Below are 18,192 nucleotides of genomic sequence, written 5' to 3' on the forward strand. Positions count from 1 at the left end.
AGCGGCAAGGAAGCTCTGGCCTCGTTGTGGAGCGGGGGTCCGCAATTTCGCCTACTGGGAGGTCCGCGGCGGCGGCGGTGGCCGACGCGTTCAGGTGCGCATCCGAGGGGTGGTGACGGCGTGTCCGATACCGACGCGCCCCCACCTGATGGCTCTGCGCAAGACGGTGACACAGCTGGGAAAAAGCCGGAGAACCCGGCCAGTTCTTCTGTGAAATTGGCTGGTGACGTTGCCGCCGAACGAGACCGGTTGATAGCGACACTCGGTGCGGATCTGGATCGGATCGCGGTTCCGCTGCGTGACGCACTGGAGGAGATGCGGAGGATTCTGATCGAGTCCGCTAGGCAAGATGGCGGTGCCTATCCCGGGGCACTGCGCGATGCCTATGCCCGGGAGCCCGATGCCGTCCGTCTCGTGGCCGAGCTGATGGCGGATGAGGATCGGGAGCGATTGCTTTCGCTCGTGCAACGTCCGGGCCAGGGCGAACAAGCTGCGACGAGTGACGAAGGAGCGGGTTGGCTCTCTGCGTTGGTCTTCGCGACGACTGTGCTCACGTTCTTTCCGGACCCCGCCGGTCAAGCGACGAGTGCGCCGTTTGTGGAGTACGTGCTCGGCAGATTCATCGAACAGGTCGACCCGGATCTCATTCGGATTGTCATCCGCGACTACCCCGCCGATCTGCGAATGATTCTGGAGCTGTCCGTTTTGCGACCGGACAGCGACGAGGAGACGGTGGCGACCATCCGGGCGGCGATCCACGACGGACCCCTGTGGAACAACCCATTCGTTCACCTGTACACCGACTTGACCGGCGGCAGCACTCCGTCTGTCGAGGAGCGAGCCCAGTGGGACAAAGTCTGCCGAAATGCGATCTTCCACACCGGAAGGTGGCAGGCGTGCCTGCGTGAACTCGACGAAACCGACGAGGAGGCAGTCGATTTCCTGCTCGAGTGGTTGTTCGCCAACCGGTTACCGCGAGAACTGGCGCTGGAGTGGGAACTGGACGTCGCGGAGATCAAAAACCTGCACCACCGTGCCATGAACCAGATGCACAATCTGTTCACGAACTGGCGGTCGGAGTCGCAGCGCCGGAACGAGGGACTGGCCGGCCAGCCATTGACGGACGGTGAACGCACGCTACACCGGCACGGCGAGCCCATCGACGCGCTCGTGGACGGCCGCAGTGACGCGCACTGGAGCATGCGGTTCGCCGACAACCCGGACAAGCTCTATCGGTTCACCCGACTGGCGGTCGGCGTAGAGGAACTTCCGGACTTCGCGGCCCTCGCGATACGAGATGTCGACCTGCACCGGGTGGATCACAATCTGCTCGGCTATGGCGTGACACCTGTTGCCACGCCGTACTATTCGTCGGATCTGGCTGCTTGGGGAGTGCTGACCGAGCCGCCGAGCGCTGAATTGCCGGCCGCCTCGCGGGCTGGTAATACGACCGATCCCGTGCCCTTTGCGCGTTTCCTCGATCCGGTATATCGACAACAGATGTTCGTGCTGTTCTGTCTCACCCAACCCTGCGGTGGGGTGTCGATGAGCATGAGCGCCGACGGGCGGACGCCGACTTTCCGGTATCAGCCGTTCATGCTGACCGAGGACGGCGTGCCTCCCCGGTACGCGGAGTGGGCGGATTTCGTCCTGACCGGTTTGCGGCAACCGCTGTTGCCCGAAGTGCTCGAGCCGGTGCTGGAGATCGACCCCGACGAGTTCGCGGAGTCGCTTCGTCAGACGGCGATTCCGGGTCGTCCGTCGCCGCTGTCGGAAGCCGAGATCGAGCGCCGTGTGCGCATACTGGAAGAGATCCAAGAGCATGGGATGGTCACCGGTACGGCATGGCCCGAGATCGAGGAACTGGTCCCGACAGCGCTGACCGACGACCTCGTTCCGCCCGCCGCCGCGCTGCGGACGATGGCCGCGCACTGGCGCTCTCAGACGCACTACGCATACGAGTATGGCCCGCTCGGCGCTGCGGAACTCGAATGCTATTACGGGGTCATCTGGGAATTGGCAGAGATGCTCCAGCACGCCGCCGACGCGGAAGGAATCGTGATCGGCATCCGCCCCATGAGTGTATGGGGGACGGGTTTGCTGCGATTCGGTCTCACGCGGCCGAAACCGCAGAGCATCAAATACAAATCCTCTTCCATCGAGGATGTCGCTTTCGGCCGTCATCCGAGCCTGATCGGCCTGGTCCTTGCCGGCGAGCCGGTTCTGCCGCCGGTGCTGCCCGCGGATCCGGCCGCTCGGATCGCACTGTTCACCCGATTCGAACGGCGGTTGAGCGAGTGGCGGGCGGCCTGCGCACGGCCGGATCTCACCATCGATGAGCACCAGATCGTGCGCCGGGCTGGCGAGGCCGAACCTGTCGGTCCCGATACCGACCTGTACGAGTTGCTGTCGTACCCGGACATGATTCCAATCAAAGACCCGGCCACGTATATGCGGAAACTGACCAGGCTGAGGCTGGTGCACACGCTTCCGATCGAGCACGGCGCGCTACGCCAATGGGATCCGGCGGATGCGGCGGGAGCCGAACTCAAAAGGCGACTGATGGAGGACCATGAGCCCGGCGGGGTGCCGATAGTCTGGTTCATCCCGGGGCAGGAGTTCCCGTGGGCCGTATCCGGGGTGACGCCGGACGAGGGGCTGGCGGTCGGCGACATGCCGGCGGAGGTCATGGCAATGCCGATCGGTGCGCTCGCGCCGGGCGCGGCACCGCTCGGCGCTGCAAAACGTGTGCCGGAGAAGGGGCGGTTCACCAGGGGATGGTCGGGACGGGCCGGGATCGATCCTCTGGTTGCCGCCGATACCCGAGAGGCGCCCACAGGACCGGCTGACAGACCCGATCCGCAACCATCCGATCCCGTTCCTGACGAGCACCACGTCGCCGAGGAAGGAAAGGGACCGGATGACCCGGCCCTGGAGCGGGTGATCGCGGCCGCGTTGCGGGAGGGGAGGATCGATGCCCGGTCGGCGGAGTCATTGCGCAAGGCGCAACCCGAGGTCTCGGCGGACACTACCGAATCGCGGGATGGCAATGCCGCCGAACCGGACGGCGAGTGGACGGGCGTGCACCATGGCTGGCGCAACCACGGGCATGCTTTCTCGGACCGAACCGAGCCGCTGTCGAGCGGGCCGACAATGCCCAATCCGTACATGCGTCAGGGGATTGTCCGCCCGCCGCTGCGTGGGCCCGGTGATTCGGGGCAGTTCGCGCAGGGCGGTGCGTCATCGTCCTCCGATCCGGGCGCGATCCAGCCAGCGGATGAGCGCGTTCCCGAACCTACCGCTCCACAATCGTGGGATCAGCGCGGCGCCGAGTCCGGCGTACCGGGTATCGCCGCGTTGGCGGGGTGGGTGCGGGTGGCCGCGCTTGTTGCGGATGACCCGTACACCGAGCTGGTGTTGCGTGTCTTGGGTACGTTGCCGGACCGCGACCAAGCCGTGTTGTGGTACCTCGATGTCGAGGGTGGGACTCACGATGTGGCGGCGTCGGTCTTCGGCGTGCACGATGTCGCGGATCTCCGTTCCCGGGCCCGGCGGAAATTGCGGCAGGCTTTCGGGGCGTTGCCGCGGGGCGATCTGAACGATGACGTGGCCGATGTCCCTGACCCCGTGGATCTCCTGCGGGCCATCAAGCAGGACCCCGATCTGAATCGGCTACTGCCGCACAGCCGCAACGGTGTCTGGATGCTGACGCATGAGGCGATGGTGCGGGCCGATCAGGAGCATGAGTGGTCCCGGTATGGAAATCCCCGCGGTGCCACGGGATTGTGGCTGCTTCAGGATCTGAACCCCAATGCGGTGGTGACGCTGCCCGAGCGTGCACTGGGCTCGGCCGGGATGCATAGACTCGAGTCGGAGCGGCGGTCCGGAGGCCGGCACCGGCCGTACCGATCACCGGATGACGCCGAATCCTGGCTGAAGCGTCAGGATTCGGGGGCAGCGGTGTTGATGACCGACCGGTACGCCGACAATTCGGCGCACCAGTGGGTGGCGGCGCGCGACGGCAATGACGACGCCCGCGCTGTCGTGGTGTATCCGAACAAGATTCGCGGGGCGGTCCCGCATCTGTTCCCGCCCCGGTTCACCGAGGAGGCCGACGAGTACAGCGGTATCCCCGTCCGCGCCAATGGCAAGGCCCTGTATCCGGTGGATGAGGTGGATGATCGGGGCGCGGGTCTGGAATCGCGGACCGAGGTCATCGCATCACTCGGCCGGGTAGCGCAGTGGAACAAGGCCAGCCGGGCGCGGGTCGACGACGTGATGCGGTGCGGGGTGGACGGGATCACCATCGATCTCGTCGACATCGGTGATGTAGCGGTTCTGGAACGAATCGCGCAGCGCGCTATGACGTTGCGGTGGCAGGGAACGTTCACCGTAACGTTGCGCCCGGAAATACCCACGTTGAACGGGCCCTTCGACTTGGCGGACCGGACGGTGCAGATCATGGAGGCATACGGGCACCCGTACCGATTGGCCGGTCATCGCAGGGAGGTGCTCTGGTGCGCCCGGCAATTGACACCCGCGGACGTCGATGTCGTTGCCGTCTTCGAGCCCGGCGGGGAAATCACGACGGTCGACGACGCCCTGGCAGCGGGTGCGACGATCTTGTCCCAGACCAGCGGCCGGATGACCGAACAGTTCCGCGCCGAAGCCGGTTCCCTGCCGGTGTTGGTGCGCGACGCCGACGATCCAGACGTTGTTCGGGGACTGGTCGATACGGTCGCCGGAATCGTCACCAGCGAACCCGAACACGTGCGGGCCGAACTGGCACGGCGCGGTGAGGCGTTGCCCGCCTCTGTGCCGATGCCGTATCGCATTCCAGGGATTTCCGCCGTGTCCCGCCCGCAAACACGTGGCGGTGGCGTCGCCGCAATGCTCGGTACCGTCGTCGAGCTGTATCGGCGACGTGGCATCGATATCAACATCGACCTGCCATCAGCCGGGACCGGCGCAGTGATGAACGTGATCGAGCTGGAGCAGCGTGCCCGTGGCCGGATCCGTCACGTGCTTTCTGACGCCTCCACCGAGGCGAAGCTGCTCGACGCCGGTGTCGGGGCCACCGCGCTCATGCTGCGTCAGTATGCCCTGCCGATGGACGAGTATGGGGTTGCTACCGAGCCATACGTGATGACTGTCGAGGATTCCGGCGACGGTCCGGCGGTGATGGTGTACGAACTGGGTGCGGAAGAACCGGTCCCATACAGCGATTGGCAGCCCCCGCGCGACGGTACGACCTGGGAGATCTTCTGGGATTCCCTCGGCGCGGCCGAACTTCCCATCGCCCTCATTGCACCGGGACTCATCCGGCCGATTTCCTTGATCGGCCCATACCGCGATCCCCGAGCTGTTGACAGGCCAAATGATGATCTGCCGCAGTCTGATTCGGATCGATTCGGGCAGCCAGGCCCGAACCCCGGCGGGGCTGCCGCCGATGGGAATGCCGGCAAATCGGGCCCCGAAGCTGCGCCGCGCGAAACCGATCCGCCGCCCGGCAATTCAACCGGTGAAGATATCGCCAGTGATACGGAATGGCGGGATACTACGGCGCTTTCACATGTCGGGCCGGTGCCGCAGAACGGTGGCGGCGCGGAGCCCGGTGCGCGCCGCCAGCCCCCGGCGGACCCGCCGGACGACGGTGGTCGCTACCGAGGCCCAGGACCGCTGGGTCGCCCCGAGCCACCTCGGCGCGGTGGCCGGCACCCGCAACGCAAAGGAGGAATATTCGCGCGCGCCTCCCATCGTGGTGGAGGCGAGCCGCAGCCGTCGCGGGGGCCGGCGACCAACGCCGAAGGTGCGGAGACGGTGGAGGTCGAGACCCCTGAGGTGCTGGATCGGCTGCTGGCATCGATATCGCAGTACTGGGTGAGTGATGTACCCGCACCGGGGCTGGCAACGGTTGAAGCACTTCGCCTCCGGCTCGGGATGGGCACCTCGAACGAGGACGACGATCCCGAGGCCATGGAACGGGCCCGGTACGTTGCGGTTGCGGCGCAGCGGTGGTGGGAGGGGCTAACCGATGATGAAAAGCGCGCGATGGCACGCGATTATCCGGAGGTAATCGGCAACCTGCCGGGAGCCGATGAGCGCATTCGGCACAAAGCGAATCTCACGGTCATGCAGCGCGAACTCGACGCGCTCAACAAATCCCTCTCTCATGGTCGGTGGCCGAGTCGGATCAAGATGAAATTGCTGAAGCGGGCCAACGATCTCGAGGAGATGTTGAGTTCTGTGGCAGAATTCACGCGGGATGCGCGGCGCCCGAACATCAGATTTGCCACTCCGGTGTACGTTCTCTCGTATGTGCCTGGATCGGGCGGAGACCGGGTGGTGGTCCTGATCGGACCTCCAAATGCCCAGTCGCTTTCGTGGTATCAGCCATCGTGGTCGAATGCACAGATGCTCGGTCGGGAGATGGCGGTGGCGCAACAGCACAACGAGGCGACGGTGATGGCGTCGTTGCCGCCCGGCAGGCCAATGCCACTGCGTTCGGATTTGACGGCCGCGACGGCCGTCTGTCTCGATTTCACCCTGAACGCGGTTCCCTTTGGCAAAGAACGCTTCAGCGTTCCATTCCAGGCGGGCAAGGCTCTGGCCGCCGAGATAGTGTCGTACACCACGATTCGTCAAAGGCGCGACGGCGAGGCGCGACAGGGGGCACTGAAGAATTATCTAATCGGTTGGTTGATGGGTGGCTATGTCGTCGAGAACGCGTTACGGTGGCTCGGAGATGCCGGTAACTATTGGCAGAAGGCGGTACTTATCGACTTCTTCTCGGAGTCGAGCTTTGGTGCCGACGATGTGTATCTCGCAAGCGTCTACGGCGGTAATCTGACTCGTAACGGCGGGATGCTGAGAGCGGTGAATAAAGCCCTGGTTCAGTCCAACTATCCATTCGGCTACAGCGACCGCAAAAGAAATCTCTTGCGGCCGATGCAGGCAAACCTGGCGTTGATCGCGTCGGCTCGCTACGACGAGGTGGCTCTCGAAGAGTCGGATCTGTCGGAATACAGGCCGGGAGTGTGGGTCCGGATCTTGGCGCCTAATCAGTTCTTCTGGCCATGGCACGGTCGTGTCGGCCGCGCGAAGAAGCTGACGTCGGATCGCGACGCGCTGGCGCATGGCGCGGTGCCGGATCTACCGGCGACAGAATTCCTGAAGGAGGCTCTGCCGCAGAACTATCTGGTGCCGTTGATAGTGGACATCTTCGGAGTTTGCACAGGACGCGGTCTGCGGTTCGACCGGGCGGTCGGGATGACCGCAGTAAGCGAGGAGGAACTGGAGTCGGTGGTGGGCGGACGGTTCCGGCCATTCCATTCAGCTGACAAGGTCGTAGACTCCCGGCACGTCATCGAGCACCTTCTGGATCAGGAGAAAAACGGCGGACAAGTGGGTGCGGCCCTCGTGATCGGTAAGGACGGTCGTGGTGACGGTTGTCTGATGGTCGTGACCATCGAGGACGGTGATGCGAATGTCGTAGCTGATTCGCGGTGGCAGTCCGGCGCGACACCCGACTTCGAATGGCTGGCCGCGATTGTCGCCGACACCGAGGGCGAACTACTACATCCGATCGCGGATTGGGAACCGGCGCAACGGTTCGGCGTGCTGTTCGGGCCGGTGGTCGTCGGGGATGCTCCGTTTTCGAAGATTGGTACCGTGCTCATAGAGAGGCAGAAGCCGGTTTCCGCTCGGGCAATAGACGAGCAGGATGAAATTTGTCGCGTTCTGGATGATTTTCTCGATCCCAGCGACCACGACTACCTCGGGAGGCTGACACCGGAGGATCTCGAAAGCAAGTACGGAATCGCACTCGAAGAACAGCAGAAAATTCAGAGCCTTCTGGATTCCCTGGGGCAATTGCAGCTCGCCGTCTGGGATTCCAATCCGTATGCGGCGCGGTGGCGTGCCAGCGGGCAAGGTATTCCGAAACCTGCAGGGCTCTATGTCAAGAGTCTCGACCCGCTGGACTGGGTATTGGGTGCGAAATGGGAGCACCTCGGCAAGGTGGGGATCTATGAGCCGCAACTCCCGGCGTGGCTCGAGCGGGTTGTGACACCCGAACAGTGGTCGGCACTGAAAGATCGTGCGGCTAAGCGGCGGCTCGACTATCTCATGTGGAGCGAAGTTCCGCCAGCGGTTCCATACGACATTCGGATCGGCGCAGACGGCATATTCCTCATGCAGAACGATGACGGTAAGTGGCTGCCGGTCGTCTCCGATATCGACGGTGCCAAACTGTGGAAAGTCGACGGTTCCGAAGTCGAGCCCTTCGTCTACGACTTGGTCATGCAGATCCTGCACGAGAGGGGTATTCTCCAGCACGGTGCGACAGCGGGATGGGCGACCGAGGGCCTGCTCGAGGAAGCACTGCAGCGCAAACTGCTGGCCGAGTACGAGCGGATGAACACCTTCCGCCCGGGTGAGCCGCCGCGACGTGAGCGCAGCCCCCGCCCTGAACAGGCCGTTTCGATCGGAGATCTCCCGACACTCACTGAGCCGGCACTGACCAGCCAGACGTTCCGGTTTCACGCGCTGACCCGTCGGATCGAGGCGGCGCTGGCGAATCTGCCCGCGGGCTGCATTGCCGAGATGCTGCGGTGCACCGCGCGGAAGACCGGCTGGCGCGGTCTGAAGCCGTGGCTGCTGTTCGATTCGCCGATCGGGCTCGACGGGCACTACTCCGGTTGGCTGCCAACGGTTTTCGGTGCGGACTGGCATGTGGGCGGGTTCGATGGCTTCGGCGATGTCGCCGATTGGGTGATGACGCACGGTGGGTTGGTGAATGTGGTGGCCGGACGGCCAGGGGCGGTGCGGGCGGATAGGCAGGAAGGCCATGGCTGGTCGTTCTACTGCGAGGGCGAGGGGACCGACCGCGTCGTCTGGGTTCACGAGTGGACCGACGACCCCAGCGGACTGCCGGCTGATGCGCGGGATCTGGGCGGGGGAGTGTACGAGTACCGATACGAGGATCGGACGCGGTGGCCTGATGTCGGGGAGCCTGAGGTTGATCCTGCGACAGGGGAGAAGAAGTGCGTACTCGGTGGGATGGTGTTCCTCGACGGCGGTGTACCGGAGATCAGCCTGGCATCCGGCGGCTTGTCGAATGCGCAGGCGCGCAAAGACTTTCCGATCACACGAATGGGATCGGCGGCGGCCATCTCCGGCGGATCCGATGATCCCCCGGACCAGAGGGATGGTGGTGGCGTCGGTCGGGAGTCTGATGCGAATGCTGCCGGTCGCATGGCGAGTGAACAGCGCAGCACGGAATGGGCGGAGGCCGACATCGACCGTGAACAGGCGCTGGAGCGGTTGGCAGCCGAGTTCGAACGCATCGCGGTGCCACTGCGGGATGCGATCAAGAAGTTGACGTCGTTTTTGAAAGCTGAGCCGATCGACACTGACAATAGTGTTGTGGTTGCACTTCACAGGGCCTATGCCGCAGATCCTGAAATGGTTCGAACTCTTGCTGAATTGATGCCGGAGGACCAGTGCGAGGCTTTCCTGCGCGGGGTCTCCGAATCTGTTTACCGGGACGAAGGAGGATATTCGGGTGCGGCGGTTTCTTTCCCCCATGCGAGGTTCATGGCGCTGATGTTTCGGCTCCAGGAAGATGGTCCGCACCTGAGTATGTTGTTCCAAAAGCAGGTGCTGTCGCAGCTGGCTGCGCGAGTTGGCGATGAGGCACTCGGATCTCTGTTGGACGGTTGTCCGCCGGATCTCCGGGCGACCGCGGAGGAAATCCTCGATGCGGCCGGCGGCAGGTTCGCTGCCGCGATGGAAATAGCGATGCGGCGCGGACTGCCGGTCTGGGACAACCCGTTCGTTCATCTCCTCGCGGAGATCTCCGGCGGTGCGCGCCCTACCGGCGCGGAACGCGCACAGTGGGATTACCTCATGAAACGCGTGGGCCACAAACCAATCATGTTGCAGCAGTGTATCAACGAACTGGCGCGCGTCGATCGCGATACTGGCACTTTTATCCGTAATTGGCTCCTGGGGCAGCGTTTCCCGTATGAACTGGCGCGAGAGCGCGGTTTGACTCCGCAGCGGGTTCAGGAGTTGCAGCGACGCGGAATGCGTGAGCTACACACCCTGCTGAGGAGGCCGCGGCAGGAATCCGGATCGGCGCTCGATGCGTTGCCGGATCAGCCGTGGACCGCCGAGGAGATCGCACTGCATCGCCGCGCTCTTCGCCCGGAGGTGATTAGGAACACCAAGGTGAACATGGGGGACAAGAGCTGGTCCACTGCGATCGATGAGGATAGTGGTAGTCTTCTTTTGTCCGGGGTGTATTCATGGAATCCAGCATTCGAGAAGCAGGGTGGCCCGCCTGCCAGTGCTCCCGCCGCAAACGTCGTCTACTACCGCCTCGACCGCAGGCTGGGCTATCGGATCGCTGCGTTGGCGACTTTCTATTATCTCAATGATGAGCACAGGTGGACGACGCTGATGGATCCTCCTGGATGGTCCATACTGCATTGCGTAGATTATTTGACGCGCTGGGATATGCGACCAAAGCGAGTGTGGTATCTCGATCCGGTCCGTCGGCAGCAACTCGCGGTGCTGGACTACCTCTCGGGGATGTCCGGTGAAGTGCTGGCTGTGCCGGACATTGTGGATGATACAACCGGTCGTGCTTATCGGTTCCCACTCGTAACCGGGTTTGTGCAGGTCGCGGAAGACCAGGCTGAGAATATTCCCACTGAGTATCTCTCGGATGCCGTGATCAGCGCCCTCGGGCAACCATTGCTGCGGAACGTGCTGGAGCCTCTGCTGGAGCTGGATGAGACCGAGTTGGTCGAAATGATCCGAACGACAAGGGCTGCCGACCCGCCGTCGGAGTCGTATATCGACGGCGTGCGCCGGCGGCTACGGGAGATCAAGACTCTCGGGAGGATTACCGGAGAGGCATCGGAGAAGTTACTGCGGTCGGTGCCGGCTGCCCTGGTGGAAGGTATTCAAGCCCAATGCCGGAGAACCGAGGCGGAAAGCATCGGACGCGTGATCAACGCTGTGGCACGCACTTTCCGGCCGCTCGGACCGCTGACGCCGATCGGTGCCGAGGACCTCTACGGTGTCCCGATCGAGACGCAGACGGCTTTCCAACGGGTAGCCGACGAGCTCGACGTCACCATCCGGCTATGCCCCGTACAGCGGGACGCGACCGACGTGATACGCCTCGGCCTCGGGCGGGGCAAGGTCCGCAACGTCAAGTACAAAGCAGTGGACCTGATCGACCTGCTCTTGGGCGCCAGGAGCGAGGACCTGGGGAAGGTGGTATGTTATGAACCCCGAGAAGTTCCCGACGGCCTCAGCGAAGAACACACCCGTATATTGCAGCGGCGACGTGAGCAGCGAATTCGAGACCGGCAAGATGCATTGAGCCGCAACGATATCGAATTCGGGCCGCGGGGTGAGGTATTCATCGTCGGGCCGAACGGCAAGAGCGAACAGCTCTGTTCTGATGTGGACCTCTACGACATCGCGGACGCCGACGGAAATCCCATCACTGACCCATTGCGGGTGAAGCACGTCCTCGAGGTCCTGCACCAGCGCGGCCTCATCGAGCACGGCGATATCGTGCACTGGGCGCCGTCGACCCCGGAGGAGGCCGAACTCAAACGGCAGCTGATGGAGAAGTTCGGGCCAGACGGAGAGCGAGTACTCGCCATAGCATCTGGCAAACCTCCCGCAGGTGAAATTGGGCTCCCGCCGGAAGCTGGGGTGCCGATGCTGGAGGAATACAACCACAACCATGTACCCGAGTGGGTGGTGGCATCTGACTACCGTGGTCCGATGCTGCGTCGGCTGGCCGAGGAGCTGTCGGCCTCCGGGTTCGGGACTCGGCCGCCGGTGGAGCTGGCCGAGGACATCGAGCCGCGCGGTCCCGCTGCCGAGGCTGCCGCTCGCGACGCGGAAGCTGAGCAATTGATCGACGATGAGCCCTCGGTCGGTGAGATGCCGCAGGCGGTGATGGATGCCCCGGTCGGCGCGGGGGAACCGGGCGGGGACGACGCCGATGGTGGTGATCCCGCGGAGCAGGCGGATTCCGGTGGCGCGCGGGACGGCTCGTCGAGTCGGTGGGGACCGGATGCGTTACTGGGAATCGCGCCGATACGAGGGATCGGTCGACCCCCGCGTTTGTATTCGGGGCATCCGCACGGAGGTTCGCGCGCAGCGGATGGCGGATCGGAGTCGGATTCGGCCGCTGGCGGCGATACGGCCGCCGAGCAGCGGGCTGACGATGTTGCCGAGCTCGTCGGTGCCGGTGAGGATGTCGTGACAGGAGGGTTGCAGCGGGCGGACTTCCCTGACGGCCCTGGTTACCGCACGGACGACGCTGTGGGAGAGGGCAATTCGGCGCAACCGGACGTTGTCCCGAGTGCCGTCGACCTGGACCGTGCCGATGTGCTCGAGCTACTCGGTGAAGAACTGGAACGTGCTGTCGCCGAACAACGCGATGCCGTGCACTGGTTACAGGGGTTTCTGCGGCAGCGTGACGAATTCGAACTGGTCGATGAGCCGCGGGCGCGCGCGGCCATGGTGGTCGATGCATATCGTGCGGATCCGGACGCGTTCGAGCTGGCGATCGCACACTTCGATGTCGATGTGCGTGAGAGCCTGATGCGGCTGGTGGATTCGGACCGGGCGGGCTGGCCGGAGGATGCGGGAGTGCATATGCTCGCGATTCGGTTGTCCGAATGGGTGCCGCTGCTCGAGCTGGGCGGTCAGGAACTGGCGTTGCGCAGGGTTGCGCGGCGGGTGGGATTCGATACGTTCCGAATCGGATACGCTCACTTTCCGGAGCAGGCGCGGATGTGGATCGAGCACCGGATTTTGCGTCCGTACGATCCCGACGCCGTGAAACTCAATACCAGGCTGTTCCACGAAAAAGCGTTGTGGGAAGCCCGGCAAGAGGCGGTCACCGGGCTGTTCCTCGAGCTATCCGGTGGGGCGATGCCGTCGCCGCCCCGGCGCGACAAATGGGTGGATGTCGTACAGGGGCCGGTGTGGTGGCCGCACCTTTGGGAGCCCGCCTTGAAGAAGCTCGCCTCCGCTCACCCGGTGCATGCGGATCTGCTCGAGCAGTGGGTGGTCGGGCATTTGCTGCACCGGGAGATTGCCTGGCGGTGCGGGCGCGACGTGGACGAGGTCCGCCAGATCCTGGACGAGGCCGTCGTGTGGATGCATGTGCTGCTCGCCGACGCGAGCGCTGGAACGCCCGTCGGGCATGACTTGATCGGTGACGTTCTGGAGGGTGACGAGCCCGACATACTCGACGCGAGCCTGCTGCTCCTGGAACAGGAGTTCGTGCACAGCCACGGCGTGCCGATGACGGCCACCCCGGAGCGGTTGGAACGCCTCGGATTCCCGCCCGAGCAACAGAATGCCATCCAGCAGGTCATGGAAAGACACGGGATCGGGAGTATGTGGTTGCCCGGTTCGCCCGAGAGCAGCAGGTGGTTCCGGGCTGAGCGCGTCCATCCCCGGCCCGCCGATATCGATATCGAGGAACGCACCATTCTCGACTGGCTGCTGGGCGCGCCGTGGTGGAGTCTTGGCCTGGTCGGACCATTCGAACCGCGCATACCCGCGCTTCCCGACGGACTGAGTCTGGAACAGCAGTCACAGATGTTCCGCCTGCTCTGGGAGCGATTCGAGTATCGACGGCGGGAATGGTTGCGGTATCACGATGACGCCTACCTGGATCACAACCGTACTTATCTGGACTTCGATGAGCACTTCATCCTGCACGGCACCGACGCGTTGGGGCGTCGGCGGCCGATCGGCCGCGGCCCGGAACTGGCCGGGCTGACCGGGCCGGACGGGACACCGATCCGCGATGCGAAGGTGCTGCGGCGAGTACTTGAGGACCTGTCTGGCACCGCAGCGGTAACCAGTAGCGCCCGCATACAATCGGAGACGTTCGGGGCGCACTACGAGTACGCCGATAATGCGGCATTCCCTCCGTACAATTCGGACAGAAGCCGGAAGATGGCTTTCTTTCTGCCTGGCAGGGAGACGAGTATCGCAACCGCCGTCTGCCCATCCGAGGGGTGGCCCCGTGTCGGTAGCGTGCCGGTCGAAGCACAGCAACGGATCACAGTCGTCAAGGCCCGGTCGGAGCTACTGGCTCCGGACTACCCGCTGAGCCCGGGGGAACGGTTGATCCATGAGAAAGGTCTGCCGGTATTCGGTCCGTGGAGGGACCGGTCGCCAGACGACACAGACGGTGCCGATCCGCACGGGCAGATGTATCAGTTCGCCGACCGGAGCGCGTATGTACTTCGTCCGGCGACAGTCACTTTCCAGCCGTATGACGGTGCGCCCGCACTTGCGCTCGCGGTCCGTGATGTGGGTTACTCGTGGATTCACGAATTCCTTGCCGAGCACATCGCGGACTACACCGGTGTTCCGGCCAGTACCCTGTGGTATTCGGAGGACGGGTGGGGATCGCTCACCGAGAATCCGAACCGCATCGACGGTCGCCACGTGTGGGACTACCCAGTCGAGTACTGCGATGCGAGAGCTGTCGGTGATTTCATCGCCGGACTGTTGCGCGGTCCGGACGGCCGGGGCTGGTGCCTGCCGCCTGAAGAGCTTCTCCTGGAGTCCATTCCCGACGTGCGATCGGATTTCGTCGCCGATGCCGTCGGTCGGCCACTGGATGCCGGAACCCTGACGGCGGTGCGCGCATTGCGGAAGGTGCTGGCGGCCAGGTTGTCGGAGATCCGCACCGAGAGTGTCCAGCCCGTCGAATGGTCCGCCATCAATGGTGCTGTCCAGCGATGCGATGCTGTTCTGCGGGACGGCATGATCACCGAGGAGGCATGGCCGGAGTTCATCCGTATGCTTCCCACACCGCGAGCACCGCGCGGGCCGAGAGATATCAAGCAGATCGAGCGGATGATCGATCGCGCCAAGCTACCGGTGCGCCCGCTCGGGCCGCTGACGAGGTTCGACGCCGAGGAGTACTACGGTATTCCGATAGAACTGCAGCAGCAGTGGGAGCTGGCCTGCGCGGACCTGTCGCGGATCATCGGGCGGCCGGTCGAAGCGTGGCTGTGCCCCGCGAATGCGACCGGACTCGCGGAACTGCGGTCCGGCGCAGGGCACGCTAAGGAACGCGACGTCAAATACAAGAGCCTGGACCTGCTCGATCTGCTGCTGTGTCCCCAGCTGACGCGGGCCGACCTCGGCAAGGTGTTCTGCTACGAACCCGGTCCGATACCGGAGGGGCTCGGGGTGCGGTACGTCGAAATCCTGCGCCAGCGGCGGGAAGAGCGGCTGCGAGACCGGCGGGATGCACTGAGCCGCGCTGACCTGCGGCTCGGGCCACGCGGTGAAGTGCTGGTCGTCGGGAAGGACGGAAAGCTCAGACAACAGCGCCTCGATTCGGACTTGTACGGTCTGTTCTACCGTGGTGGTGTCGATATCGACGATCCGGTTCTCTTGGCGTTCTGCCTGAATTTCCTCGCCGAACGTGGCCTGATCCAGCACGGTGGTATCAGAGACTGGTACGTCGTTACCCGACAGCAATATGCAACTCGACACGCTATGGAGGAAAAGTACGGCCCCGACGGTGAGCACCTGCTGGGGATCACACCCGATAGGCCACCGTGCGGGATGCGTGGCCTGCCGCCGTTGACATGGGCATGGGTATCGCTGGTCGTGGAAACCGACCATGACGGTGTACCGAGATTCTCGGTGAAACCTGGTATTTCGAGTTCGGACCGGAGACGATCGGCCGCCGATGCGCTTGCCCGGTGGGCCGAGCTCGACGCCACAGTCGAGGAAGCGGAGCATCGTCCGCAGTCGACCGAATCGGCAGAGGCGACAGACTCGATTTTCGGCGACATGCCCGGCACCGTCGGCATGGCCGATGCGGACCAAGCCCTGCGATATGCGTGGATCCGTTTCGGCCGCATGGTCCGTAGCCGGGTGAAAACCGTTGTCGCGGACTGGCTCGACATGTGGCCGGGCACTGATCCGGTGCGCGACAGCGCCGAATACACCGTGAACGAGATCATCCGGCTGATCACCGAGCGGGCGCGCGCGGAGGTCGCCCGCAAACCGGTGATACTCGACGATCAGGTGTGGATAGATGCGCTCACCGAGGATCTGCTAGTGGAATACCAGGATTTCTGGCGCTGCCGCACCGCACTGGCCGAATTCCTCACGGACATTGTGCAACTGGGCGCTGCTGATCGGCGGGTGCAGTGGGTGCAGCGGCTGACGCTGACCCAATGGAAGACCGCGGTGCGGCGCTGCCCGACCCGTGCATTGGCCCTGAACGCGCTATATCCAGGCGCCCTGGAACTGCTGCTGTCACGGCAGCGGTCCGCGAATATCGCTGACTTCCTGGGCATTTCCGAGGCACAGGCGGAGAAACTGGTATATCAGGCGGTGCTGCGGTTGGCCGACCACGTCGTGGCGGTGGCCGCCGATCAGGGGGTGGCGGTATCCGATCCGGTGTCAGGGGATGCTGCGCCCGCCTTCGTCCGCGTAGATGCCGTACCGGAGGATGAATGGGGCATCTCGTTCGGCAGCGGGGATGCGCGGGAAACAGAGTTGGCAGATGCGGCCGCGCAGGGTGATGAACAAGCGTTCGAACAAACATGGGCCGGCGTCGAAACCCGGGTGTACGAGTACGTGTATCGTTGTGTCGATAGCAGTGAACAGGTCGCGCGTGAGCTGCTCTCCGAAATTCGCGAGTCCTGCCGTAGCGATATCCCGAACATGCTGGCGCAGCTGAATTTCGGCACGTGGCTGGGCGGCCACACCGTGCGACGGCTGCGAGACTACTTCGGATGGCGTAACTTCCGGCGACAGGTCGCAGTCAGATACGTCAACGCCACCCACGTCGAGACCGAACATCCGATGGTGCGCACCGTATTCCAGGCCGAAGAGCATCAGATACGGGCCGCGCTGGAGAATTTTGCCGGCAAACCGATCCTCCGGGAAGTCCTGCGAATGCGGCTGCGCTACCGATTCTCGGTCGAGGAGGTCGCGACTTGGCTGGGGATACCGGCTCGTATCGTCGACCGCCTCGAAAGCGAGGCCGTTCGGGTCTATGTCGAACATTTCGCCGACGCCATCGAGGACCGCGGCGGACCGCCGGAGAGTCGCGGTGATGAGTTCGAGTTGTCGGATCAGTTCGTGGTCGATGTGCTCACCGCCTCTGCCGGCCCCGGCCCCGCAGATGTCGGGGTTCCATTGACACCTGAAGAGGTCGAGCGGCTGTGCAACATCCCGGCCGCCGACCTCGCCGATATGCAGCGCATGGTCGATGCGCGCGGCAAAGGGATCGCTGTCCGGATCCCGAGTGTCTTCGGGGTGCCGTGGGTCAAAGCCGGAATCGCCCTGCCCAAACCGCGGTTCATCGCGGACCGGTTCATCAAAACGGTTACCATGCTGGATGTTCTGCTCGGCGCTCATCCGGGCAACCTCGGTCTGGTAGCGATCTTCGAACCCACCATGCCGGAGCGGCCCTTCCCGCCGTCCTGGTTGTCGGAGGAAGAGTGGGATCAGTTGTGGGGCGTGCTGCGGGCTCGCTACGAGTACCGCTCGCGGGAATGGCAGGAGCTGGCCGAGTCCGATGAGATCGACCGGGACGACACCGGTGCGCTGTATCTCATCAGTGAAGACAGCCGCCGCCGGTACATCACCTCGGACTACGACCTATACGCCATCTACAACAGTGACGGCACCATCGTCGACGACCAGGACGAATACGAAGCCGATGTGGTCTACTTCTGCACTTGGCCGGGGAGTCGGCACATGCATGGAACGGTCGTCCAGTTGCGTGGTTTTCATCCGGAGCATCCCGCGGTCAAACGTGGCCTACTCGCCGAACACGCCGAGGGCGGCACCCCGGTCCTTCTGCTCACGCCGCACCAGCCGCCGATGCTGATCTACGGCCTGGACCCCGACAGCGACCATATCCCCGAAGTCAGTCCGATGTAGCGTCCAAGGTATTGCCAATTATTCATGCTCGTATTGTTCGCAGCGTGCGATACTCGGCGGCGAGGTCCTGTCCGTGCGAACACGATGATGCTGATTTGCTCTGGGCTCGAGAGGATGTAAAATGTATTCGGGTCCTCTTCGGCGGGTATCCCCTTGCGGGTTTCGGCTAACGATCCCTATTGATCGTCCTTGCCGACCTCGAAACCCTGT

At 63.8% G+C, this 18,192-nt stretch carries 1 protein-coding gene (running past one end of the window); it reads left to right on the forward strand.

The genetic code is table 11. The features are described 5' to 3' along the window. Window positions 1-17,982: the 3' portion of a glycerophosphodiester phosphodiesterase family protein gene (locus AB0M45_RS21745; RefSeq protein ID WP_364331931.1), read on the forward strand. It extends 75,495 nt beyond the left edge of the window; the window shows 17,982 of its 93,477 coding nt (coding positions 75,496-93,477); its start codon lies off the left edge, out of view; the stop codon is at window positions 17,980-17,982. Window positions 17,983-18,192: the final 210 nt, after the last annotated feature.

The organism is Nocardia sp. NPDC051787 (assembly GCF_040681325.1).
GTDB lineage: Bacteria > Actinomycetota > Actinomycetes > Mycobacteriales > Mycobacteriaceae > Nocardia.